The sequence below is a fragment of the Dolichospermum sp. UHCC 0259 genome (genome assembly GCF_009711935.1).
Taxonomy (GTDB): domain Bacteria; phylum Cyanobacteriota; class Cyanobacteriia; order Cyanobacteriales; family Nostocaceae; genus Dolichospermum.
The window spans coordinates 4,237-27,965 of the sequence record NZ_VIKX01000103.1 but is presented as its reverse complement, the minus strand read 5'-3'; the positions used below and the strand labels follow the sequence as shown (position 1 = coordinate 27,965).

General features: G+C 37.7%; 24 protein-coding genes, 1 tRNA gene and 1 pseudogene. 17 read left to right on the top strand and 9 right to left on the bottom strand.

The genetic code is table 11. From position 1 onward, the window contains the following. Window positions 1–210: 210 nt before the first annotated feature. Window positions 211–465, bottom strand: coding sequence for a DUF6761 family protein (locus FJR05_RS08065; protein WP_168643636.1), 255 nt, complete (start codon window positions 463–465; stop codon window positions 211–213). Between the two features lie 904 nt (window positions 466–1,369). On the opposite strand from FJR05_RS08065, the gene FJR05_RS08060 reads away from it, so the two are divergent. Continuing rightward, entirely contained in the window at window positions 1,370–2,140 is a 771-nt protein-coding gene (locus FJR05_RS08060; protein WP_168643635.1) for a response regulator transcription factor, read from the top strand. A gap of 142 nt (window positions 2,141–2,282) precedes the next feature. Here FJR05_RS08060 and FJR05_RS08055 read toward each other — a convergent pair whose 3' ends face one another. Continuing rightward, a complete protein-coding gene (locus tag FJR05_RS08055; RefSeq protein WP_168643634.1) occupies window positions 2,283–3,026 on the bottom strand; it encodes an ATP-binding cassette domain-containing protein in 744 nt (247 codons plus the stop codon). Window positions 3,027–3,351: 325 nt separating this feature from the next. Here FJR05_RS08055 and FJR05_RS08050 point away from each other — a divergent pair, with 325 nt between their 5' ends. Then, on the top strand, window positions 3,352–4,899 hold the full coding sequence (locus FJR05_RS08050) for a protein kinase (RefSeq protein ID WP_168643633.1): 1,548 nt from the start codon (window positions 3,352–3,354) through the stop codon (window positions 4,897–4,899). Window positions 4,900–5,088: 189 nt separating this feature from the next. Here FJR05_RS08050 and FJR05_RS08045 read toward each other — a convergent pair. The 4 genes from FJR05_RS08045 to yidD form a co-directional block, all read right to left on the bottom strand. Next, window positions 5,089–5,173 (bottom strand) — tRNA-Ser (locus FJR05_RS08045). Window positions 5,174–5,252: 79 nt separating this feature from the next. Continuing rightward, window positions 5,253–5,948: a M15 family metallopeptidase gene (locus tag FJR05_RS08040; protein ID WP_168643632.1), complete on the bottom strand. Its 696-nt coding sequence runs from the start codon at window positions 5,946–5,948 to the stop codon at window positions 5,253–5,255. Window positions 5,949–5,974: 26 nt separating this feature from the next. Then, window positions 5,975–6,505, bottom strand: a complete 531-nt coding sequence (locus tag FJR05_RS08035; RefSeq protein ID WP_168643631.1) for a TIGR02281 family clan AA aspartic protease — start codon at window positions 6,503–6,505, stop codon at window positions 5,975–5,977. A 97-nt stretch (window positions 6,506–6,602) separates the two neighbouring features. Then, window positions 6,603–6,848: a membrane protein insertion efficiency factor YidD gene (gene yidD / locus FJR05_RS08030; RefSeq protein ID WP_168643630.1), complete on the bottom strand. Its 246-nt coding sequence runs from the start codon at window positions 6,846–6,848 to the stop codon at window positions 6,603–6,605. 51 nt (window positions 6,849–6,899) lie between these two features. Between yidD and FJR05_RS08025 the strand changes: the two genes are divergently transcribed. The 8 genes from FJR05_RS08025 to FJR05_RS07990 all read left to right on the top strand — a co-directional run bounded on the left by FJR05_RS08025 (window position 6,900) and on the right by FJR05_RS07990 (window position 14,728). Continuing rightward, window positions 6,900–7,607 (top strand): diacylglycerol/polyprenol kinase family protein, encoded by a 708-nt coding sequence (locus FJR05_RS08025; protein ID WP_168643629.1) that lies wholly within the window; start codon window positions 6,900–6,902, stop codon window positions 7,605–7,607. Window positions 7,608–7,949: 342 nt separating this feature from the next. Continuing rightward, entirely contained in the window at window positions 7,950–8,321 is a 372-nt protein-coding gene (locus FJR05_RS08020; protein WP_168643628.1) for a CTB family bacteriocin, read from the top strand. Window positions 8,322–8,983: 662 nt separating this feature from the next. Beyond that, on the top strand, window positions 8,984–10,492 hold the full coding sequence (locus FJR05_RS08015; RefSeq protein WP_168643627.1) for an HlyD family efflux transporter periplasmic adaptor subunit: 1,509 nt from the start codon (window positions 8,984–8,986) through the stop codon (window positions 10,490–10,492). Window positions 10,493–10,538: 46 nt separating this feature from the next. Further along, a complete protein-coding gene (locus tag FJR05_RS08010; RefSeq protein ID WP_168643626.1) occupies window positions 10,539–12,707 on the top strand; it encodes a peptidase domain-containing ABC transporter in 2,169 nt (722 codons plus the stop codon). Window positions 12,708–12,778: 71 nt separating this feature from the next. Further along, window positions 12,779–13,078 (top strand): hypothetical protein, encoded by a 300-nt coding sequence (locus tag FJR05_RS08005; RefSeq protein WP_168643625.1) that lies wholly within the window; start codon window positions 12,779–12,781, stop codon window positions 13,076–13,078. Between the two features lie 310 nt (window positions 13,079–13,388). Then, window positions 13,389–13,577 (top strand): hypothetical protein, encoded by a 189-nt coding sequence (locus tag FJR05_RS08000; protein ID WP_168643624.1) that lies wholly within the window; start codon window positions 13,389–13,391, stop codon window positions 13,575–13,577. A gap of 297 nt (window positions 13,578–13,874) precedes the next feature. Beyond that, window positions 13,875–14,069, top strand: a complete 195-nt coding sequence (locus FJR05_RS07995) for a hypothetical protein (protein ID WP_168643623.1) — start codon at window positions 13,875–13,877, stop codon at window positions 14,067–14,069. A gap of 506 nt (window positions 14,070–14,575) precedes the next feature. Continuing rightward, a complete protein-coding gene (locus FJR05_RS07990) occupies window positions 14,576–14,728 on the top strand; it encodes a hypothetical protein (RefSeq protein ID WP_168643622.1) in 153 nt (50 codons plus the stop codon). 174 nt (window positions 14,729–14,902) lie between these two features. On the opposite strand, the gene FJR05_RS07985 is transcribed toward FJR05_RS07990, so the two are convergent. Continuing rightward, window positions 14,903–15,787 carry an alpha/beta fold hydrolase gene (locus FJR05_RS07985; protein ID WP_168643621.1) on the bottom strand — a complete coding sequence of 295 codons (885 nt, stop codon included), beginning with the start codon at window positions 15,785–15,787 and terminating at the stop codon, window positions 14,903–14,905. 181 nt (window positions 15,788–15,968) lie between these two features. Further along, window positions 15,969–16,109, bottom strand: a complete 141-nt coding sequence (locus FJR05_RS07980) for a hypothetical protein (protein WP_168643620.1) — start codon at window positions 16,107–16,109, stop codon at window positions 15,969–15,971. 37 nt (window positions 16,110–16,146) lie between these two features. Between FJR05_RS07980 and FJR05_RS07975 the strand changes: the two genes are divergently transcribed. The 4 genes from FJR05_RS07975 (at window position 16,147) to FJR05_RS07960 (ending at window position 19,323) form a co-directional block, all read left to right on the top strand. Continuing rightward, the gene (locus tag FJR05_RS07975) at window positions 16,147–16,704 is read left to right on the top strand and encodes a thioredoxin family protein (RefSeq protein WP_168643619.1); all 558 of its coding nucleotides are present in this window, start codon (window positions 16,147–16,149) and stop codon (window positions 16,702–16,704) included. A 74-nt stretch (window positions 16,705–16,778) separates the two neighbouring features. Next, window positions 16,779–17,507, top strand: coding sequence for a UMP kinase (gene pyrH, locus FJR05_RS07970; protein WP_096664392.1), 729 nt, complete (start codon window positions 16,779–16,781; stop codon window positions 17,505–17,507). After that, a complete protein-coding gene (gene frr, locus FJR05_RS07965) occupies window positions 17,494–18,042 on the top strand; it encodes a ribosome recycling factor (RefSeq protein WP_168643618.1) in 549 nt (182 codons plus the stop codon). Before pyrH ends, frr begins: the two co-directional genes overlap by 14 nt. A gap of 162 nt (window positions 18,043–18,204) precedes the next feature. Beyond that, window positions 18,205–19,323: a geranylgeranyl reductase family protein gene (locus FJR05_RS07960; RefSeq protein ID WP_168643617.1), complete on the top strand. Its 1,119-nt coding sequence runs from the start codon at window positions 18,205–18,207 to the stop codon at window positions 19,321–19,323. 60 nt (window positions 19,324–19,383) lie between these two features. On the opposite strand, the gene FJR05_RS07955 is transcribed toward FJR05_RS07960, so the two are convergent. After that, window positions 19,384–20,469, bottom strand: a complete 1,086-nt coding sequence (locus FJR05_RS07955; RefSeq protein WP_168643616.1) for an AI-2E family transporter — start codon at window positions 20,467–20,469, stop codon at window positions 19,384–19,386. A 127-nt stretch (window positions 20,470–20,596) separates the two neighbouring features. Between FJR05_RS07955 and FJR05_RS27905 the strand changes: the two genes are divergently transcribed. The 3 genes and pseudogenes from FJR05_RS27905 to FJR05_RS27210 all read left to right on the top strand — a co-directional run. Then, entirely contained in the window at window positions 20,597–20,800 is a 204-nt protein-coding gene (locus FJR05_RS27905; RefSeq protein WP_168643615.1) for a hypothetical protein, read from the top strand. A gap of 315 nt (window positions 20,801–21,115) precedes the next feature. Further along, window positions 21,116–22,828, top strand: coding sequence for an NACHT domain protein (locus FJR05_RS27215; protein WP_254446811.1), 1,713 nt, complete (start codon window positions 21,116–21,118; stop codon window positions 22,826–22,828). Further along, window positions 22,809–23,729: pseudogene (locus FJR05_RS27210) on the top strand (WD40 repeat domain-containing protein); the annotation flags it as partial. The gene FJR05_RS27215 and the pseudogene FJR05_RS27210, both read left to right, overlap by 20 nt.

Sequence of the window (23,729 nt, the reverse complement as noted above, 5' to 3'; positions counted from 1 at the left end):
CTCCTATCCCTGTTACTTCCTAATTCCTTTTTAGTGGGGGAGTGTGAACAGTTACAAAAATTCCCCTTGGTGATGTAAAACGAAGGGGTTTGATTCCATGTAAATTGCAGTATTTCCCAAAATTTGTCCCCTATACCCCATTGACCAATGCAAAAATCGTGCTATGATCATCGGCGGTAATGGGCTAGTTAGCAAAATCGGATAGTACCTTTAGTAGTAGCCATGTTGTTTTTCGGGTTCTGGTTGAACCATTACGAAATTAGATACATCATGCAAATAACGGCTGGCTTCCTCTTCTAAGCGATGAATCCAATATGGTTCGATAATGTTACTATGTCGAAGTGCGGCTAGGTATCCATCCAAATACATCCGCATATCATCCATACGATAACCGCGATTCCATAATTCGACGAAGGCGTCGGTAAGTCTTTGGTAGTAGCGGATGGTTTGTGTGTCTTGGAGCATAACTGCTGTATTAATCTCTTTGCAATGAGAATTGTAGATAATGATTCACGCTTAATGAAGTATCACTTCCCTCTTCTGTATTAACTTATAAGTTAATATTTTCACCTTGGGTGAGACCCCCCAGCAGCTAAAAACTTAATTAGATCCTACGCCAAAAAATTGGAAATATGGTGATTTTGTAAGGTATTTTTACGATTTTTTGTCAAAGTTTGATCTGATAGCTTCACTTTAGCCATCTATGTTGTAATTACAAAGGGTAATTGATTTTTATCCAATTTTTTAGACGTTGTTTACGGGGAATACAAATTTAGCCATGAGTGCATAAATCTGTAAAATCAAGTTTTAGAATCCGTTGGCTGTTTTCGGGATCAATAACAGCCTGTCTCTACCTTTGGTTATAATCGGGTGTGATTTTTGTGCTACTCCCTTTGGTAAATGATTGTTCTATTGAGTTTACCATATCTCTGAAGGAGTAGGACAGATTGCTAAAAATAAACTTTAATGATATGAGGAGTCAGCACTTCGACTTCGCTCAGTGACCAGTCAGGAATCGGGAAGAATAAAAAGAAGGAGAAAAGAAAAAAAGAATGAAGGAAGAGGAGTGAAAGTGATAGGATTGTATAGATTTTTGAAGTAAATTGTGTTGCTGATTCTAGTTCATAACGCTACAAGTGATAAAAAAGTAATTTTATTTACCTATTGCCGTTGCCAATGGATATAATGTAAACGTAATAAAAATTTAATAAAGCTACTAGCGTGGCTGTAAATAAAGTAAAAAATAAATTTTCTGCAAGGTTTTTGAGGAAAATGTGAAGAATATGTCTGTTGAAGTAACAAAAACTACAAAACCTTAACCATGAGATTGTTAATTTGAGATTCATCAACGCTAAGGGGTCTTGCCACTGTGGGTTCGGTTTGTATAGAAATTGTTGAGGGGAATCCCCATCTGAGGTCGTTGTTGGGTTGGCACTTGCAACAACTAGAATACCGAGTTCATCAAGCTGCCAGTATTTATCAAGCAAAAGAAGTGTTTATCAGCCATCAACCAACTCTAGTCATTCTAGATGCGGATTTATCGGATGGTGATGGGGTTGAGTTTTGCCGCTGGTTACATCGTCAACAGCAGCCTTTGATTCTGATGTTATCTGCTCGTACAAATGAAGCTGATATTGTGACGGGATTAAAAGCGGGTGCGGATGATTATTTAAGCAAACCTTTTGGAATGCAAGAATTTTTGGCTAGGGTTGAGGCAATTATCCGCCGTAACCGGACACCTACTGCACCCGCTTATTTAGATTATGGTAGTTTGCAAATTGATTTAGTGCAGCGTCGGGTGCGGTTTCAAGGGGAGTTTATTGATTTAACGCCCCAGGAGTTCAGTTTATTGTACGTTTTGGCACAAGCTGGAGGAGTGCCTCTGAGTAGATCGGAATTATTACGTCGTGCTTGGCCTGATGCTATTGATAATCCACGCACTATTGATACTCATGTTTTATCGTTGCGGAAGAAGGTGGAACTTGATCCGCGTCAACCTAGTTTAATTCAAACTATCCGCAATGTGGGATACAGATTTAACATGGAAATTTTGAATGTTAATGTTCCGCAAACACAAACAAAGTTACCAAGAGAAAGATTTACGAATCAACTTCCTGTGCTGACTACTCAAAGTTCTTGAAACAGGGGGAACAGATAATGAGTTACAGCAATTCTCGTTTTTATGAAATACAGTGGAGGGCGCAAAACAATGGAGGGCGCAGGCCCTGCGCCCCTACGGGTTTTGTGATAAAAAACTGTACCTCGTAACATCAGAAAGTGCTTTAAGTCCATTCTGCTAATGATTGAGTTTCGGCTTGGATTAAGCTGGTTGCTAAGTTATTCCAATCTATGTCAGCAGCGGGTTGATTGATTACTAATTGACCTTGTTGAAGATGTAAGAGGTGAGTACAAAATGCTTGAGCTAAATCTATTTGGCGATTTACCATCAAAATTGCCGAGGAAGGTGGTTGATTTAGGTGGGTGAGTATACCAATTAAGTGAGTGGATGTGGGAGTGTCTAAGGCTGATGTAGGCTCATCTAGGAGTAAAATCCGGGGTTCGGTAACTAGGGCGCGAGCGATCGCAATTAACTGTCTTTGTCCAGCAGCAAGTTGCACCTCGGTTCGTCCTAACCATTGTTCAGGAATTTGCAGTTGTTCTTGCCAATAACTGACTTTTTCCTGAATCTTTTGCTTTGGTAGACCGCGCAGAACTAAAGGATAGGCCAAGGCTTCCCCAACTGTCATCCCTAGTAACTTAGATTCTTGCTGGACAAGCATTACCTGTTGACGGAGTTGGATAACGGGAATTTGCCGATATTCTTGATTTTGAAGATAAATTTTGCCGCTAGTGGGTTCATTTAGGCGATTAATGAGGCGTAATAAGGAAGTTTTCCCAGCACCGGATGTACCGACAATGGCTAGGCGATCGCCCGGTGATACCCTAAAAGAAATATCCTGTAAAATTGGGTATTGGTGCTGATGCTGTAAACGCCGATAAAAATTAACAGATTCTAGCCTCAGCATAGAGAATAAGTAATAATTAATAATTATTTTGATACAATTGATTGGGTAGTTAGAACTTACAAAATCTGGTATTGCTGATTAAGGGTATAAATTTTAGTCTCCCGCAAAGCTGCACTGAGGTTTGATTTTAAAAGGTTCAATTTGGGAATTTTATACTTTAATTTAGCAATACTGAAATTTTATTCTTCTTTCTTCTTTCTTCTTCTCCTGACTCCTGACTCCTGCTATATCAGAATAATTGAGCAGAATCAAAAACCCTTGTCATAATAGATGGGAATGATATAACCCAATTAATTATCTGCTTATTTAAGACTGAAAAAACCCTATGTTAGCAGGAACAATTTTGCAGAATGGAAAATATACCATCCTCCAGGAAATAGGGCGGGGCGGATTTGGTGTTACCTTCAAAGCTATGCACCACTATTTAAATCAAGAAGTGGTGATGAAAACTATCAATGAAAGGTTGCGACAACATCCCGATTTTCCCAAGTTTCAGCGCCAATTTCAAGATGAAGCCAGGAGATTAGCCGCTTGTGTTCATCCTCATATTGTCCGAGTCAGCGACTTTTTTGAAGAAGACAGTTTACCTTACATGGTAATGGAATATGTTCGTGGAGACACTTTAGGTGCAGCATTTGTTTTACCAGGAATCCCCTTACCAGAAGCTACAGCCATTCATTATATCCGCCAAATAGGTGCAGCCTTACAAGTAGTGCATAACAACGGGTTGCTACACAGAGACATTAAACCAGATAATATTATTTTGCGTCAAGGAACTCAGGAAGTAGTGCTAATTGATTTTGGCATTGCTAGAGAATTTAATAATGGAGCTAAACAGACACATACAGGTTTAGTCAGCGAAGGATATGCACCTATTGAACAATATTTAACCCAAGCACCACGCACAGCAGCTACAGATGTTTATGGTTTAGCCGCAACCTTGTATGCACTTTTGACAGCACAAGTCCCCATACCTGCATTATTGCGCGATCGAGAACAAATGCCTTCTCCCCGTGAATTACAACCTCATCTGAGTGCGGCTGTTAATCAAGCAGTTAGCCGAGGAATGGCTGTAGAACCAAAATTTCGCCCCACCACAGTAGCAGAATGGCTGCAACTTTTACCAGGAAATAGGCTGGCTGTCACATCACCAAGTTTACCTACCGAAGCAATCCCTACTATTAATTTATCGGATTTAAAATCAGAATATTCATCTAAAAAAGCTACTTTTCATCCCCCGTCAACACCATCAAAAATCGCCAACATTGGCAAAAAAACAGGTGTATCTAAGGGAATTATTAGCATTAGTATTGCTTTGGTTGCAGCGACCGCAGGTTTTAGCATGACGCGGATATTATCAAAACCTAATTTACAATCAGCACCAAAACCATCTTCTGCACAATCTACTTATGAACCTATTCCACCTAAACCTGTTGTGGAAATATCACCATCATCTGCAAATCAAAAAATTCAAAATTCCTCATTCAATCAATCTGTACCCTTACCTCGTGTGCGGAGAAAACCTAAAAATCTTCGCGTTTCTCCAGAACCAATTCCTACTAGCAATTCTCAAAAAAAAGCACCTGAGAATCATAACTCTCAACCCACTCCAACTCCCGAAAATACAACCAAGAAATCAACACCGGTTGTGACTCCCTCACCATCCTTAATGGATACCCTGCGCGATTCTAAAGAATCCCAAAAAGCTTCTCCACCTCCAGAAAACACAGCACCAGAACCTCGTCCCGTAGTGATTCCAACCCAGGAATCTCCACCAGAAAATTCTTCGGGTGTGGTAGTTCCCACTGTGGAAACCAACCAAAACCCAGCACCGGAAATTCAGCAACAAAAGGAAGAAAAGCCGCAGTTATAACTTGAAGAAGGAGTCAGGAGTCAGGAGTCAGGAGTCAGAATCAATCAGTCGGGAATTGAGATCCGCAAATGGATTGTTGCACCACAAAATCTACGATTTAGTGGTGGTCTTAAACCCAGTTATTTATTCGTCACTCGTACAGAATCCATTCAGCAATTCTGACTCCTGAATTCTGTTCGATAAATTCAACGGAGAGGGGGGGATTTGAACCCCCGTTGAGTTTCCCCAAAACGCATTTCGAGTGCGTCACCATCAACCACTCGGACACCTCTCCAAAATCAACTATGAAGTTTTGCTTCACTAGTAGCGTCTACGATTATAACACAACAAGATTGAAAATTCCTGGATGTGTCTTAATTTAATCTTCCATAACGTGCTGTCATCAGAGTTTCAGGATGAGATTGATTATATAACCAAGCCCACATTTGATCACCAAAGGAAAAATGCCACCATTCTCTAGGATTGCGTTGAAATCCAGCTTTTAACATGACATCTCGTAAGAGTTGACGGTTACTATTATATTTTTGATTACTCTCAATATAATATTCTGGATGGGAGCGATCGGACATCTCATCAATAGGTGAACCCATATCCACAACTTCCCCAACATCATTGACTAGGGTAATATCCACCGCAGCCCCCGTACTGTGGGGAGGAGGGGTGTTCATATCCAAACTGGGTACAGCCCAAATTTCATAAACCGCCTTCCATACATCTTCCCGTTGCTGGGATGATAATTCCTTTTCCGTCAAACCCCGTTCTCGCAACGCTTCCCCAAAGCTGTAATCTACCATAAACTGCTGCACAGCTACAGGACGATAAGCATCAAATATTTGAATATACCAATTAGGACGTAGTAATTGTAAATTATTTTGCGCCTGAATCAAATTTTCAACAACACTTTGGCGCAAATAATAAGGTGAATGTCCACCATAATTAGCACCTAACTTTTGATACGGGTGAGGAGATTCCACCGCAAACAATTCTAGAGGAATATTTACTAAAGGTTCACCACATTCAATAATGGGAATTTGGTAATAAGGTCGCATTTTAATTGCTAATTTTTAACTCTTTTTTAACGCTGGTGCAATTCTATGTATTTATCAAAAATCTTGATATCATAGTTATCAAAAAAGGCTTGACCCAGTAAACCAATTTGAGCTTTAGGCGCAACAGCAACTTTAGGATTATTCACAACCAAACCACCAACACCTACGGATGAAATTGTCCCCGTTTGCAGTTCTATTATACTACCATCGGCAATACTAGCTTTGATTTTTTCTCCAGCCTTGAGTTTGAGGACATTTGCCATTTGTTGAGTGATCAAAATACCACTTGCACCAGTATCAAAAACCATCTCAAAAATCTGATTACCATTAAATCTAACATCTATAATCGGAGTCTTCGCCGCCCGACGTTTAATTGGTATTCGCAAAACAGTTTCTATTGGTTGTTTAACCTTGCACATTTCACCTAAACTGATCTTTTTTCCAGAGGATGTCACCATGAAACAAGGACCTGGATCATTAGCTTTAGCAACAGATGGCATTGTTACCAAGATGAAGCCCAGTATAACGCCAATCCATGTACTGTTAAAAGGCTGCATTTTTTTATTTATTTTAAATGACTATAAAGTATTATACAACTACCGGAATATTTTCGTAAGCTTATCCGTGTAATCCAGTAATCCCTTAAATCCGTGTTCACTCTTCATGTTCACAACAAGACTTTTTATCCATCTCTGGAACAGGATCATAACCGCCTGGATGAAAAGGATGACAGCGTAAAATCCGCATGATAGCCATCCAACTACCCCGAAATACTCCAAACCGTTCAATAGCTTGAATCGCATACATAGAACAAGTCGGTTGAAAGCGACAAGTGGGGGGAAACAGGGGAGAGATAAATAAACGATAACCCTTAATTAGCCAAATCAATAATATTTTCATATCCAAATACCATAAAGTAGAATTAAAGTTAAAAATACCTCTATTACATCATTGTTTAACATATTCTTCAGCTTAGAAAACCTTTCTCCCTTGTCGCTGCAAATTACCGCCGCTGCGGCTTGGGTAGGATTAATTATCTGCATTGCTTGGGTAGTTAGTCATTTTACTGATAGCGAAACGGAAATTATTCGTAAAATAGCACATATTGGCATAGGTAATGTTATTTTAATCGCTTGGTGGTTAGATATTCCTGCTTATGTGGGAATTACAGCGTCAATTTTTGCGAGTATCATTACCTTATTATCTTATAAATTTCCCATTCTTTCTGGTATTAATAACATTGACCGTCAGAGTTTTGGAACATTTTTTTATGCTGTAAGTATTGGAATTCTATTAGGTGTTTTCTGGCATTTACAACAACCTCAATATGGCGTTTTAGGAATTATGACTATGACTTGGGGTGATGGATTAGCTGCTTTAATTGGTAAACGCTTTGGCAAACATCAATATATAGTTTTCGGTTGTCAAAAAAGCTGGGAAGGTTCTTTAACGGTGACTTTAATCAGTTATTTTATTTGTGTAACCATTTTACTTGTTACCCAAGGTAATATTTGGCAAACCTGGATGATTTCTTTAATTGTCGCCGTAATTGCAACAATTTTAGAGGCATTTTCGTTTTGGGGAATAGATAATTTAACAGTTCCAATAGGTAGTGCTACCTGTGCCTATTTATTGAATCAGTTACTCTCTGGTTACTAATTAATTCCTAATATAGCTAAATCATGTTTATGAAATTAGAGATATCTAAAAATATAGATATTTAATTTTCAGTTGGTTGTAACCCTTAACGAATATATATTCAGAGTTTTATGGAAAAACAAAAAATAAATATTATGCAGGATTTTGCAGGTTTATTGAACTAGAATTTATCTTTATTAATAATACTATTTTAATAATTGCCACCTATTTTGTCTCTACTTTTAGAGGTAAATTTGCAAACTTTACTTTCTACCCGTAGGTTTATGAATTATTAGGCAAGAATGCTTATAGTTGAGTTGTTAGGTGATGAAACACCTAATTTCGTAAGTGAGGCTAATAATTGTGTTAAATCAAATGGACTCATCCGACTTGATTGTTGCTTTATCTGATCAACAACAAGAAATAGTGACTGGTGGGGCTGACTTTGAACTAGCTGCTAGTAACTATGCTAACAAGGGATCGCTCTTAATGGGATCAAGCGTCTCCGGTCCTCAAGGTAGCAGTGCTAGTTCCGCAGGTAAGTCTAATACCATTCTGACTGCGGGACAAGATTTCTTAGGTTTAGGAGCAGAGCTTCCTGCTGGTGTTGGAGCTTTAGGCCCAGCCGTATTACCAGGCGACGGCGGTGGTGCTGCACCTACACCTGAAATTGCCACCCCATTACCTCTTCCTACAGTTGCAAATGCAACTGGAAGTCTAGGAATTCTTGCGTAAGTAGGGATAATAAGCCTATAACAATACTTTGTCCATTTCTATGTAGGTTGGGTTGAGCAGAGCAAAACCCAACAAGTGCGTTGGGTTTCAATGCTATTGATCTGGGAACGTAAATGTTCCACGACCCAACCTACAAATCAAGGTTTTTCCATTTGGCAAAGATATTGCTATAAATTTCCTAATTTTAAAGCAGGACTCAAATAGTACCGCAGAGTGGAATTGAAAATGAATAACAGAAACATCAAAAAAGCAAATTACACCAGCTTTTTAGAGATTTTTAATGGTTAGTTATTTTCGCCGCTCTACACTGCTAGTCAACAACTTTTTTAGACAAAAAAGGGGGTTAGAGGAGATGAGAATAACTTGCTCAACGTAAGTGAGGACTTTGAGAAAGTTTGATTCTTCTCCCCCCATTTTCTCCACGCTTAATCCGCGCCGAAGATTTGAGAAAGACAGTTTCCACAACTAGGGCATAACTATCTCTACCCCCTTTACTAAATTATAACCGATCATCAAATTAATTTTCACAATGTGAATAGAGAAATTTAATTGGTTTTATTTCTGTCAATTTCTTACCTAAGATAGTTACTTTTCGCCTGCATTATAGTAGTAATTTCTATCTTAGGTGAGACTATTTTAGTCCTCATCAAAGGTGTAATACCGTGAACTCCTTACAGAGTCAAAATAACAATTCTCCGTATCATTTAAATAACTCAACTACAGAGGATTTGCATATACTAGAAGTTAATGAGTTTCTTCCCCATATTGGTAAATGGATTCATATCGGTGGGGGGGTAATGATTAGTATGTTTGTAGTGGCCGTGAGTCTTACTTCTGTCCTCTATTACAACATCACAGTTAAAGTCCCTGCAACTATCCGACCATTGGGAGAATTACGGTTAGTTGAATCGGCAATGACGGGAACTGTCAAAAGAATTGTCGTTAAAGAAGATCAGACAGTAAAAAAAGGAGAAATCATTGCTTATATTGATGACTCCCAATTGCAATCTCAAAAAAGACAACTGCAAAATACTATCCAGCAGAATCAATTACAACTTATTCAAATTGATGCTCAAATTAATCAACTCAATACTCAAATAATTGCTCAAATCAACTTAAATAACCGCACTATTATAGCTGCACAGGCTGAATTAACTGGAACTGAACGCAACTATAAAGATCAGCAAATTAAAGCTAGTACAGAAATGATGCAAGCTCAAATAGCGATAAATTTAGCAAAAGAGCAACTAGCAAGATTACAAAAAGAAAGGGTATTAATAGCCACTGTTCAAGAAGCAGAAGCAGGTTTAAAGCTGGCTATATTACAGCGCGATCGCTTGCAAAGTATAGTTACATCAGGAGCCATATCTCGCAATTTAATTGAGGAAAAAGAACAAGCTGTTAAATCGGCTCAAGCCAAATTAGAACAAGCTAAATCTACTACTAAAAATCTCCAAGAAGAAAAAGAACAAGCTGTTAAATTAGCCCAAATCAACTTACAAAAAGCCAAAATTGCCGTTAATCCCAGTAATGCAAATGTAACAATAGCTTTGGAAAGAATTAACCAAGAAAAGTCTAAAGGTGAAGGTAATTTAGCCGCTTTAAAAAAAGAAAGAGAGCTATTACTTCAACAACGTTTAGAATTACAAAAACAACAAATTCGCACTCGTCAAGAATTACAACAACTAGAAAATGAGTTGAATAAAAGTGTGATTCGCTCCCCAACAAATGGGACACTAATGCAACTCAAACTCCGCAATCCTGGACAGGTTGTACAACTCAGTGAGGCTCTTGCTCAAATTGCTCCTGTGGATGCTCCTTTAATCATCAAAGCTCAAGTTTCTGCTAAAGATATTGACAAAGTAAAAACAGGTCAAGCAGTTCAAATGCAAGTTTCAGCTTGTCCCTATCCAGACTATGGAACTCTCAAAGGAATTGTGAAAACAGTTGCTCCTGATATTCTAGCAACTACACAAAATAATTCTATTATCAACACACCCCAAATCGCTAATTACGAAATCAATATTGAACCCCAAAGTCTATTTTTAGGAAAAGGTAATCATGTATGTTATCTCAAATCTGGGATGGAAGGACGTGCTGATATTATTTCTCGTCAAGAAACTGTACTACAATTCATTCTGAGAAAAAGTAAATTAATTACCAATTCATAAACGAAATTGAATTTTCTCGTGTTAACCTAAATTTTCCTGAATAATTATGTTTAATATCTTTAAACCTCATCAAAATTATCATTGTGTTTTGCAGTTAAGTGAAGAAGACTGTGGAGCAGCTTGTTTAGTTTCTATTACCAAACACTATGGACGCTTTTTAAGTATGACTAAAAGTCGAGAAGCTGTTGGTACTGGACAATTAGGAACAACATTATTAGGGTTAAAAAGAGGTTCAGAAAATCTTGGTTTTAATGCTAGAGCCGTCAAAGCTTCTCCAGAAATTGTAGACAGAATTACAGAAATTACATTACCTGCAATTATCCATTGGCAAGGCTATCATTGGGTAGTTTTATATGGTAAAAAAGGAAAAAAATACGTTATTGCTGATCCGGCTGTTGGACTTCGTTATCTGACAAAAGACGAATTAACCAATGGTTGGAATGGGGTAATGCTCTTATTAGAGCCAGATCCAGACTGCTTTTTTGAACAACCCCAAGAACAATCAAAAGGTGGTATCACACGGTTTTTTCGCCGGCTTTTACCCTATCGTGGGTTGCTAACTCAGGTTTTAATGATCAATATTGTCCTGGGTTTACTAGCTCTAGGAACTCCTGTTTTAATTCAATTATTAACAGATGATGTTCTCGTGCGTGGAGATGTGCAATTACTCACTGTTGTAATTTCCGCTGTTGTTGTTATGAGTTTATTTGGTGGAGGTTTACAAGTATTTCAAGCCTTAATGATTTCTCATTTTGGACAAAAATTACAACTAGGTTTAGTTTTAGAATTTGGTCGTAAACTTCTCCAATTACCCTTAAATTATTATGAATCGCGTCGAAGTGGGGAAATTACTAGCCGACTGCGAGATATTGGGGAAATTAACCAATTAGTATCACAGATTGTGATTGTTTTACCTAGTCAATTTTTTATTGCTTTAATATCTTTTTGTTTAATGTTATTTTATAGTTGGCAATTGACAATAGCCGTTTTATTAGTTGCTGCTGTAATGACTGTATCTACTTTACCTTTTTTACCTATTCTGCAACAAAAAACCCGAAGTCTCTTGGTCTTAGGAGCAGAAAATCAAGGTGTTTTAGTAGAAACATTTAAAGGCGCACAGGTCATCAAAACTACAAATGCTGCCCCTCAATTTTGGGATGAATTTCAAAGTCGGTTTGGTCGTTTAGCCAATCTTGCTTTTAGCACAGTGCAAATAGCAATTATCAATGGGACTGTTGCTAAAATCATATCTACAATTGGTGGTGTGATCTTGTTAGGAATGGGGAGTATGTTAGTAATTAAAGGCAATTTAAGTATTGGACAAATGTTAGCTTTTAATGCCTTACAAGTTAATGTTTTAGCTTTGATTAACTCATTAGTTGGCTTTGTTGATGAATATTTTCGTTCCCAAACAGCAGTTTCTCGATTATTGGAAGTTATTGATGCCACACCAGAAGTGGTAGGAGGAAGTCAAAAGCCAACTGCACAAATTTCTAGTGTGGCAGATATTAATTGTTCCCATCTTCAGTTTCATCATGCAGGTAGAGTTGACTTGTTAGATGATTTTTCTTTGCAAATTCCTGGAGGGAAAAATATTGCTTTGATTGGTAAATCTGGCTGTGGTAAAAGCACTTTAGCTAAATTATTAGCTGGTTTATATGTCCCAGATTCTGGTAATATTCGCATCGGCTTTTTTAATATTCAAGATATTGCTTTGGATTGTTACCGACAACAAGTAGTTTATGTTCCCCAAGAACCTCATTTTTGGAGTCGTTCTATTTTAGAAAATTTCCGTTTGGGTACACCTAATATTGCTTTTGAAGATATAGTTCAGGCTTGTGATATTGCTGATGCGGATGGTTTTATTAGTCAATTACCGAGTAAATATCAAACCGTATTAGGGGAGTTTGGCGCAAATCTTTCTGGGGGACAAAGACAAAGATTAGCGATCGCTCGCGGAATCCTCACAAATCCACCTATACTCATCTTAGATGAAGCTACCGCTGGACTAGACCCCATGAGTGAAGCTCATGTTCTAGATCGGCTTTTAGAACATCGCAGAGGTAAAACCACAATTTTAATTACCCATCGTCCCAGCGTTATCAACCGCGCTGATTGGATTGTTCTCATCGAAAAAGGTCAAGTAAAAATACAAGGAACTCCTGAGACATTTTTATCAAAACCTGGAGAGCATTTACAGTTTTTAACTGTATAAATAAATATTTTTAAAGTTTTTATTTCTCTATCACTCAACGTAAATAAGTTCCTTATCTAAGGAGTAATAATATGCCGAAAACTACTCAATTATTTAGATATCTTTCCGATACAGAACAAGAATCTGTCGTTGGTGGGCAAATATTTCCCATGTTAGGTTTATTCAGTGAAGGTAAATTATTCTTCCAACAAACCGATCTGGAAACTGAAGGTAAAAATGATTTAAAACTTGCTTCAGGTGATTCTACCTCACAAACTAGCAAATATAAACTATCCCAAATTACTATGGCTTTTTCTTTCACATTTGGGTTACTAACAATTATTTCCAGTGGCGATAGATTGAGTAATTTCTTAACTAAGCTTCTCAATTAAATAATTTATTTTTGGATAAACTTACCATGTCTAAATTTTAGTGGCAATCCTTTACCGATAACACCAACATAACTAACAGGGTTAGAAATGGCTTCTACAGTTTCATTAAATATGTTACATTAAGGATAAAGTCATAGGTATAAACTTAGATAATATATCTAGTTTTATCTTATTGGAAGAAATATCTTTTGCTCCCTTTGTGGTTAAACATCCTTTGAGGTATCCAGAAGTATTGCTGCAAATTGGTTTTATCTAAATTAATAGGCGATGTTTGCGGGGAGCGAAGCGATCGCCTATTCTTGAGAATATTATGTCTACTCAAATGACTACATCTAATTTACTTGTCGAATTATCCACAGAAGAACAGGAATTTTTATCTGGAGGAAGGAAAAGATGTTACAAGAAATACTATTGGGTCTGTCCGAAATCTGATGATAGAGATAGAGATAGAGGTCGTGGTGATAATGAAAATAGAAGTGATGAAGAATCATACAGGTAATCTGATCAACTCTGCAATTATTAAGTAGGGTTTAATAAATATATAAGCTCCTTCAAAATTAATTATTTTTGAGGGAGTTTCTTGTACAGAGAAATATTAAATATTTATTTATAAATACTGTGATGATTTTGAATATATTTATACTTTCAATCATTAAAAATTAATATATAAATCAAAAGATAGAAATTATGATTATTAATGTCTAACTAAGGCATCATTAAAAATATTCAAATAAAGCTTATAAAAAGATTAGGACTGAATCATATCTATCCTATTAACTAACGGAGGCTAATAATCATGTTTAATCAGAATATCAACTTTGATTTACTTGTAGAACTATCCGCAGAAGAACAAGAGCTTTTATCTGGGGGATGTTGCCAGTGTCCCCCTCCCCCTTGCATGAAACCAAAAAAACAAAAATGTGGCGGAGACTATCAAAAATATGATGAACCTAAACCCTATGACAAGGGCGAGAGTTATTCTGATAAGTAGGTGAACAAAATAAAAATGAGGGGTATTGCGTTTTGTAAAATGGCTGAAACTCAATCAGAATAACGTGAAATTTTTCTGTTTACCTACTTAATGGAGGAAATTACCGTAATTAATACTCTCATAGGCAAAATCTCAGCCTGAGCTAACTTTGATAGTCTGAGTTTTTCTACCTAGTGGTGATCGGATGAGGAGAAATTTTCATAAGTATCTTAGCCTATATTTTTCTCGTAAAGCTTGACATTTACGACGAATAGCTAATAACTTGTACCTAACTTTCTCCTCCATCCTTTTTCTTATGAGACCTTGAGACTTTTAAATTGTAAATTACACAGTATTACATTATTTTTGTCTATCTTTTGTAAAAAAAAATAAATTTATTTATAGGAATCAAAAGATAGAAATTATAAATTAATATTTATAACCCTGGAATCATTAAAATTATTAAAATAAAGTTTATAAAAAGATGTAGGTCAATAATATTTATCAACTAATGGAGCCAAAAAATTATGTCTGTTAAAATTCAAAACATCAAATTAGATTTGCTTGAGGAATTATCAACTGAAGACCAGCAACTTATTTCTGGTGGTCATAGTCGCTGGGGCGGTGGTCGTGGTCGCAGGGGTTGGGGCTGGGGTGGTCCCCGCCGCCGATGGTGGTAAATTAGCTAATTCAGGAATGTCCTAAGATGAATTTAGTTTCTCTGAATTTAAGTAGGTAAACCGAAAAATTTAAAGGTATGTGACGAAATGTAAATTCAATGAATGCCTTACAAATAGGTTGTTTTACGGGTTTCACAAAACTAAACATATATTGGTTTTATTATGTTTACCTACTTACTCGTTTTTTTCAACTAGTAGTTCACTAATCCAATCAAGTAAAATTGGATTTACTAATTCAGGTGCTTCATCTTGAGGACAATGCCCTACTCCTTCTAAAGAAATAAACTTTTGGACTTGGGGAAAATTGGCTAACTCTTTACCTAAATTAATGGGTTCCCAAGGGTCAGCCGTTCCCCATAAAATAATTACTGGACAAGATAATATGGGTAATAAGTCTTCTGGTAAAGGTCCACTAGAATAAGCAGTAAAAGCCAAGAATACAGCCGCTGCACCGGGATCTTTTGCTGGTGTCATCAAAATATCTACTAACTCATCTGTGACTGTTTCTGCATTAGCATAGGCTTGTAAAAGAATTTTTTTAACTGTTTGTGGTTGAGCTAGACGATTAAAGAAAAAATTACCTACTGGTTGAATCGCCAAGAAGTTTTGTAGAATTGGTGTGCCGAACCGCTTTAGCCAAGGTAAGGTATCGCGTTTACGGTCATGTAATAACCGCAAAGAACAGTTAAGCAAAGCAGTTCCCAATGCCATGTCCGGGTTAATTACTGCAGCTTGCATAGCGACAATACAACCAATAGAATTACCTACTAAAAATGCAGGTTCACCCACCACTTCCTGACAAAAATCTGCTACTTGTTGTCCCCAAGTTTCTAGGGTATAGGTAATTTCCCCTGGTTTGGGTTTAGCTGACCCCCCAAAACCAATTAAATCAATTGCATAAACTCGGCAATTTGCAGCTAAAGCTGGAATATTTTTGCGCCAATGCAACCATGATGCACCAAAACCATGAATGAAAATCACAGCGGGGCCAGTAGTTCCCTGAGTTTGGTAACAAATGGGGAAATTTTGCCAAGTCCAAGTTTTTGGAGAATCTGTCATGATAAATGCAGTTTTTTGTTAATTTAATTTTAAAGCTTTGAATAAAAATTATTACCTTTTAAAAAGGTTCTGTAAATTTTGCCATCAGCTAAGTTAAATTACTTAAATATCGTAGTTATACTAAGGAAATTATGGTAGTTTTCTTGTAACTAAAACTTACAAGGAAAATTCAAGCGTCCTTTTAGAGATGTTGCAGCAGATTGCGGATTAATGAGGCTTCCGTGAGCGTCAGCCGAACGGTACAGGATCTAAATTCAAAGGCAGACGTAATCCAGTTTGACTCCTGACTCCTGACTCCTAAATTCTGCTGTATATACAACATTTCTTTAATGTAGTATGTTTATAGCAGTTGTAATACAATGAATATAATAGAAGTAAATGATACTCCAGTTGGGAGTTATGCCCCAGATTTTGAACTACCCGGAATTGACAAAAAAGTACACCACTTAAGTCAATATCTAGAAAATTTTCGCTTGGTTTGTGTTGTTTCTTTATCTAACCAATGCGACTATGTGGAAATGTACATAGATAGACTCAAAAAAATTCAAACGGAATTTGCGGATAGCGGTTTCACACTCATTGGTTTAAATGGTTGTAGTAGTGAAGACCCTGATAGTGATAATTTTGAGCAGATGAAAGCTTTTGCCGAGCGTCATCAGCTAAATTTCCCATATATATGGGACTCAGCGCAAGATGTCAGCCGCAGCTTTGGTGTAATTAGGACACCTACAGCTTTTTTAATAGATAGCCGTGGGATTGTTCGTTATAAAGGACAAATAGATGATCACCCGCAAGCAGCATCAGCCCAGGGAGTAGATTATTTAAGAAATGCGATCGTTTGTTTATGGCAAAATCAGCAAATACAGCCAGCCCAAACCGAACAAATTGGAACTTTATGCAAATGGCGGACAACCTAACTAGACACAGATAGTCACTGTGCTGTTATCTTAGGTTGGAGGCAATTGCAACTTTTTTGATAAAGCGGAACTTCATGGGAACGAATTACCGACGGGTTTTACTTAAACTGAGCGGTGAAGCCTTAATGGGCAACTTAGGCTATGGCATTGATCCAGAAGTGGTCGAGGAAATAGCCAAGGAAATAGGAGAGGTGATAGCCAGCGGTGTGCAGGTGGCCATCGTGGTTGGTGGTGGCAATATTTTTCGAGGCATTAAAGCAGCATCAGCAGGTATGGATCGGGCAACGGCTGACTATATCGGGATGATTGCCACAGTAATGAATGCCATGACCCTGCAAGATTCTCTAGAACGGATGGGAATTCAAACAAGGGTGCAAACAGCGATCGCCATGCAAGAACTAGCAGAACCATATATTCGCCGTCGTGCCATCCGTCATCTTGAAAAAGGACGGGTGGTAATTTTTGGCGCAGGTTCAGGGAATCCCTTCTTTACTACAGATACCACTGCGGCCTTAAGAGCGGCAGAAATTGAAGCAGAAGTGATTTTCAAAGCTACTAAAGTAGACGGCATTTACGATGCTGACCCCAAACTTTATCCTGATGCCAAGCGTTTTACCACCCTTACCTACGCCCACGTTTTGGCTAAAGATTTGCGAGTTATGGATAGTACCGCAATTGCTCTATGTAAAGAAAATAATCTCCCCATTCTAGTATTTGACCTGACGGTGCGAGGTAACATCCACCGGGCAGTCATGGGAGAATCTATTGGCACTCTTGTGGGAGGTTCTTGTGAAATTAGCTGAAGCTGAGAGTACGATGCAAAAAACCGTTGAGTCTACTCAACGGGCTTTTAATACAATTCGTACCGGTCGCGCCAATGCGAGTTTATTAGATAAGGTCCAAGTGGAGTATTACGGTACACCAACATCTTTGAAGGCTCTGGCCAACATTAGCACGCCAGACTCTTCAACTATCCTGATTCAGCCCTACGATAAGGGCAGCTTAAATATCATTGAAAAAGCTATCTCTCTGTCGGACGTGGGCTTAACTCCCAGCAACGACGGTGTGGTGATTCGGTTGAATATTCCCCCACTAACAAGCGATCGCCGCAAAGAATTTGTCAAACTTGCGGCCAAGTATGCTGAAGAAGGTCGTGTAGCAATTCGCAATATCCGGCGAGATGCGATCGAGTCCATTCGCAAACAGGAAAAAAGTGCGGAAATCTCCGAAGATGAATCACGAGATCAGCAAGACAAACTCCAAAAACTGACCAACAAGCACACAGAAAAGATAGACCACTTATTTGCAGAAAAGGAAAAAGAGATCACCACTGTGTAACTTCAAGGGACTGGGGATTGGGGACTGGGAAATTAGAGAAAAATAATTTCTTTTCCCAATCACCAACTCCATTTACATAAAAATTGATAAAAAAAATCATAACCTCCTAATATATACTGAAAAATCAACTAAGTTAAGATAGAGCGCGAAAGATTAGCCATTATGTACGACTGCATTATCGTTGGCGCAGGTCCTGCCGGGGGAACAGCAGCATATCATCTAGCCAAAAAAGGGCGCTCAGTATTAATCATAGAAAAAGAATCCCTACCCAGATATAAGCCCTGTGGCGGTGGTGTATCATCTAGCATAGCTCAATGGTTCGACTTTGACTTTAGTCCTGCCATCTCCGCCAAAGTAGATACTTCGCGCTTTACCTGGAAATTAGGTGATGTTGTAGAAGCTAAAATCGGCACAAAAGAACCAATCTGGATGGTGCGGAGAGAAATCTTTGATCAATTCTTAGTCCAGCAAGCTCAAAATCAAGGGGCTGAACTACAAGACAAAACAGAAGTTAAAGGAATTGAATTTAAAACCGATTCTTGGCAAGTTACCACCAGCACAGGGATAGTCACTGGCCGTTATCTTATCGCCGCCGACGGTGCAAAAGGTCAAATGGCTAAATGGCTAGGTTTTAAAGACCGTAAACGCTATCTATGTGGAGCATTAGAAGCCGAAGTCATAGCCGATGTCCCTAACAAAAATATGGCTCACTTTGAGTTTGGTTTAGTTAAAAATGGCTATGCTTGGAATTTCCCCAAAGATGATGGTCATTCAATTGGTGTTGCTACACTTATTGGTCGCGCTCCTCAAGACTTTAAGAAAATTTTGGATGAGTACGCTCAATCCTTCAATCTAGATGTTAAAAATAGCAAACAGTACGGTCATCCTATCTGTTTGTGGGATGGAAACCAAAAACTCCATACCCAAAATGCAGTTTTAGCTGGAGAAGCAGCTTGTGTAATTGACCCCTTTACCGCAGAAGGTATTCGTCCCTCGATTTTTAGCGCCGTTCTGGCCGCAGGATTTATTCACGATGCTTTAAATGGTGATATTAACGCTCTAGAAAACTATACCAATGCCATTAACGAACAATGGGGAAATGATATGGCTTGGGCGCAAAAATTAGCCGCAACATTTTACCGCTTACCCGGTATTGGCTACAAAGTTGGCGTTAAAAGCCCCTCTGGCGCCCAAATCATGGGTAAAATCCTCTGTGGAGAATTGCGCTATGGTGATGTTGTTGGTCGCGCCTTAAAGCGATTAATTCCTGGTTTTGGTTGATACAGCAAGATTCACCTAAGTAGGGGCGCAGGGTCTGCGCCCAGTCAGGAGTCTCAACTTTTACACCTGATCATTGATATCGGAATATTCCTCAAAGATCACTAATTCTGTATGATCTTCTTGATCATTATGCCAATTATCTAACACATCTTTAATTAAAACTTCTTGTACCCAAATTTTGGCAACAACCGTCAGCGGAAGTGCTAAAAATAATCCTAAAAATCCAAAAAAGGTCACAAAAAATAACTGAGAAATTAACGTCACGGCTGGTAGTAAAGATACTTGCTGCGCCATGACTACAGGTGTAATGAAATTGCTCTCAGCCTGTTGAATAACAAAGTAAAGAACGAAAACAGCTAGGGATTTCCAGGGATTATCCAAAAGAGCGATCGCCATTGCTGGAACTACACTCATAGTCGGACCCAAATTAGGAATTAAATTCATAAATCCCGCCAACACACCCAAAGCCAGCGCAGCTTTTACACCCAAAATTGATAACCCCACCAAACTCATCAACCCAACGACAAAAACACCAATAGAAGCGCCAGTCACCCATCCCTCTAAAGAAACTTCGCACTGTTCTAAAATTCCCGCCACCCGCCGCCGATAAAAAGAGGGAAATATACGAACAAATACTTTTTGATAAGCATCAGGATTAACCAAAAACATTCCTGTTAAGACCAGGACTAATAAAATTTTGAGAACAACTTCTAACGATCCAGAAACAAAAGCAAAAGAATTACCTAATAGGCGATTAAATAGTGGTTGGGCTTGTTCAATTAAACTATTCAGATCCGGTATATAAGGTAATAATTGTTCAGGAATATGAGTTCTTTGGACATCAATCCAACTATTAAAACGCCCAAATCCCTGGGGAACTCGATAAGTGAGTTCATGAAATTGGTGGATAAAAGGTGGTACAATTAACCAGAAAAAACAAACAACACCTGCAAAGAAAATTCCTACCGCTAATAAAACTGATAATCCTCGTTTGATTCCTAAACTTTGAAAGCGTCGGGCAAGACGATTTAAAGTTGTCGCTAAAACAACCGCTGCAAATATTAGTAGCAAAACATCACGAAGTTGCCACAATATATATAAAGATATAACTAAGGCAATTAAGCCTATCCATTGACCAAGATTCACACGCAAGACTCCCAGCTTGGTAAAATGCTTTTTGATGACAATGCAGTTAGGTTAGCTGATTTTAGCAACACTGACTATACTTTTTTGTTAATTTTGCTTTTGTCTTGGTATTCGCCACAGTAGAACAGTGGCCACAATTATAGTCGGTGATAAAATCATAATCAGCACATTTGTCACCGTTGCTGGAATCCCTAAAAACGGACAAGCATATTTAATTAATACCGAAAGCAAAGTCGAAAATAATAGCAACTTTAACAAAAATCCTAGTTGGTTTTCCATAACAGTGCGGGGAACACATAATTTGGTAGGGGATATACCAAATAATAACTGAAAATAATAAATCTTCATCTCCTTCCTAGCCTCTGACTAGGAATGCAGTTGATGAGGCTCTGCATCCATCTTATCTCATTGAAGCCAGAGTCTTATCTTATATTCATTCCCAGGTCTCTAACTGGAAACGAGATATACGAGATAAAAAATATTGTGTTGTCGTAGGGGTTTAGCATTGCTAAACCCTTACCAATTTTTCATAAAGCATCTGGGTAAATACTTAATAAATGTTTAAAAATAAAGGGGAATGTTTACAGTATGATACTCTCTGTATAAAGTATAATCATGCCTAATTGAATATAGATAAAGAAATAGTATGAACTTTAACCCTAGTCAACCTTTTGCGATCGCAATTACTCGTATTTTTGGTGCTGCTGCTCCTATTGCTGTTAAGAAGATTAGAAGCAATCCTGCTATTATCAAAATGTTGCAGGATTTTAACTTTGATCAAACAGAACATCCACCACAGGATTTTGATATTATTTATGCTTGTGCTGTGATTAAATATGACCAATCTAAAACTGAAGATCAATGGAATGACTCAGACATACTAGCAGAACTTTTTCTAAAAGATGTAATTAAAAAAGCTTTTGACAAGAGTTTTTATAAAAAAGATAATCAAATATTTAAAACTTCCTTAAATGAGATTTTTGAATGGACAGACAAAGAAAAAGAATTAGGTTGGAATACTTTAGGAGAGAAAATAAAAGAATTAAATATTGATTTAGATCAAGAGTTAGAAGAATTTAAAAATATTTTTATAGATTTAGTAAAACTAAGTGGTAAGCCATTAGAGATACTTGGGCATCAAAAAATTGAGGAAATAGGGAAAGATACAAAGGAAATCAAAGAAATATTAAACAAATTAATTGCTCCTCAAGACAAGCAGACAATTTCATATCCCTATCCACCAGAATTTCAATCACTAATTGAGGAAAAAATCCAATCATTCTGCGGTCGTAAATTCGTATTTACTGCCTTTGCAAACTTCATCAACACCAATAAAAAAGGCTATTTTACAGTTATCGGTGATGCAGGAATGGGTAAAAGTACCATCGCTGCAAAATACGTTTTTGAACATAAAACAATTTGTTATTTCAACAACTTACAAGAAAATCGTAATAGTCCTGAATTATTTCTGGAAAGCATTCGTAAACAACTGATTAACCGCTATCAATTAGAAAATGTTGAAACTGCGGATTTATCAACATTACTCACCGAAGCGACTGCAAAACTCAGCACCAATAAAAAATTAATCATTGTCGTTGATGCACTGGATGAAGTCAACCAAGAAGCAGGAGGCGAAAATATTTTATATTTACCGAAAACTTTACCAGATAATGTTTATTTCTTCCTGACAAGAAGACCTTATGATAAAGAACGACTCCTGACTGAAGTGAAAAAAGAATCTTTAGATTTAACTGATGATAAATATAACCAAGAAAATCAGCATGATATTCAAGAGTATATTCGCTTCTGTTTAAAAAATGATCCAGAACATAAAGACAGATTACAAAATTGGATAGAAAACAAAAATATCACTCCCGACGCTTTTGTAAATGAATTAGCAACCAAGAGCGAAAATAATTTTATGTACTTGCGCTATGTTTTACCAGCAATAGCAGAAGGTAAATATAATGATTTGAAGTTAACCCAATTACCCCAAGGTTTAAAGGATTATTATCAAACTCATTGGGAACGGATGAGAATGGATGATGATGCTCAAAAAATGAAGATCATTATCCTGTTGATTTTAGTAGAAATTGGTCAACCAATATCCTGTGAAGATATAGAGGATATAGTGCAAGATAAGAATATTGATGTCGAGAAAATTTTAAATGATTGGATTGAATATTTAAGACCGCAAACCATATATGAAGATACCTGTTACAGCATCTATCATGCCAGTTTTTTAGATTTCTTGACAGCAAAAAGAGAAGTTAAAAGGACTCGCAAGTTATTTGAGGACGTAAATCAGCGGATTGTTGCTTATTTGGAAAGAGTTGAGGATGAAAATGAAACAAATTGATAAACAATCCTCTACCAAAAAATCCCAGAAACAAAAAATTCGTTTGGGTAGATATCCTTATAGTTTGGTTAATTCTGGTAAACCTGAAAATTTAACCAAATATTTCCAAACCCTCACAGATTATCAATTCATATCTGACAAAATCAATCATCCTGAATTTGGTGTCCAAGCATTAATTGAAGATTATGATTTATTAGATGATACCCAAACCGCAACCCACCCAGACCAAAGCAAAACCTTAAAATATATTCAAAGTGCTTTGCGACTGTCTGCACATATTCTCACCCAGGACAAACAACAATTAGTAAGTCAATTATGGGGAAGGTTACAAACCATCAACACCCCAGCAATTCAAACCCTATTAACCCAAGCACAAAAAACTCACCCTCACCCTTGGTTGCGTCCCCTCACCCCTAGTCTCACCCAAGCAGGAGGAAGGTTACTCCGCACCCTCTCACGTCATAGTCGTGAGGTAGAAGCAGTAGCAGTGACAGCAGACGGAAAACGGGTGATTTCTGGTTCTTGGGACGAAACTGTGAAGGTGTGGAATTTAGAGACAGGAGAGGAACTGTTCACCCTCTCAGGTCATAGTGGTTATGTACGAGCAGTAGCAGTAACAGCAGACGGAAAACGGGTGATTTCTGGTTCTTATGACGAAACTGTGAAGGTGTGGAATTTAGAGACAGGGGAGGAACTGTTCACCCTCTCAGGTCATAGTGGTTCAGTATACGCAGTAGCAGTAACAGCAGACGGAAAACGGGTAATTTCTGGTTCTTGGGACGAAACTGTGAAGGTGTGGAATTTAGAGACAGGGAAGGAAGTGTTCACCCTCTCAGGTCATAGTGATTCAGTATACGCAGTAGCAGTAACAGCAGACGGAAAACGGGTAATTTCTGGTTCT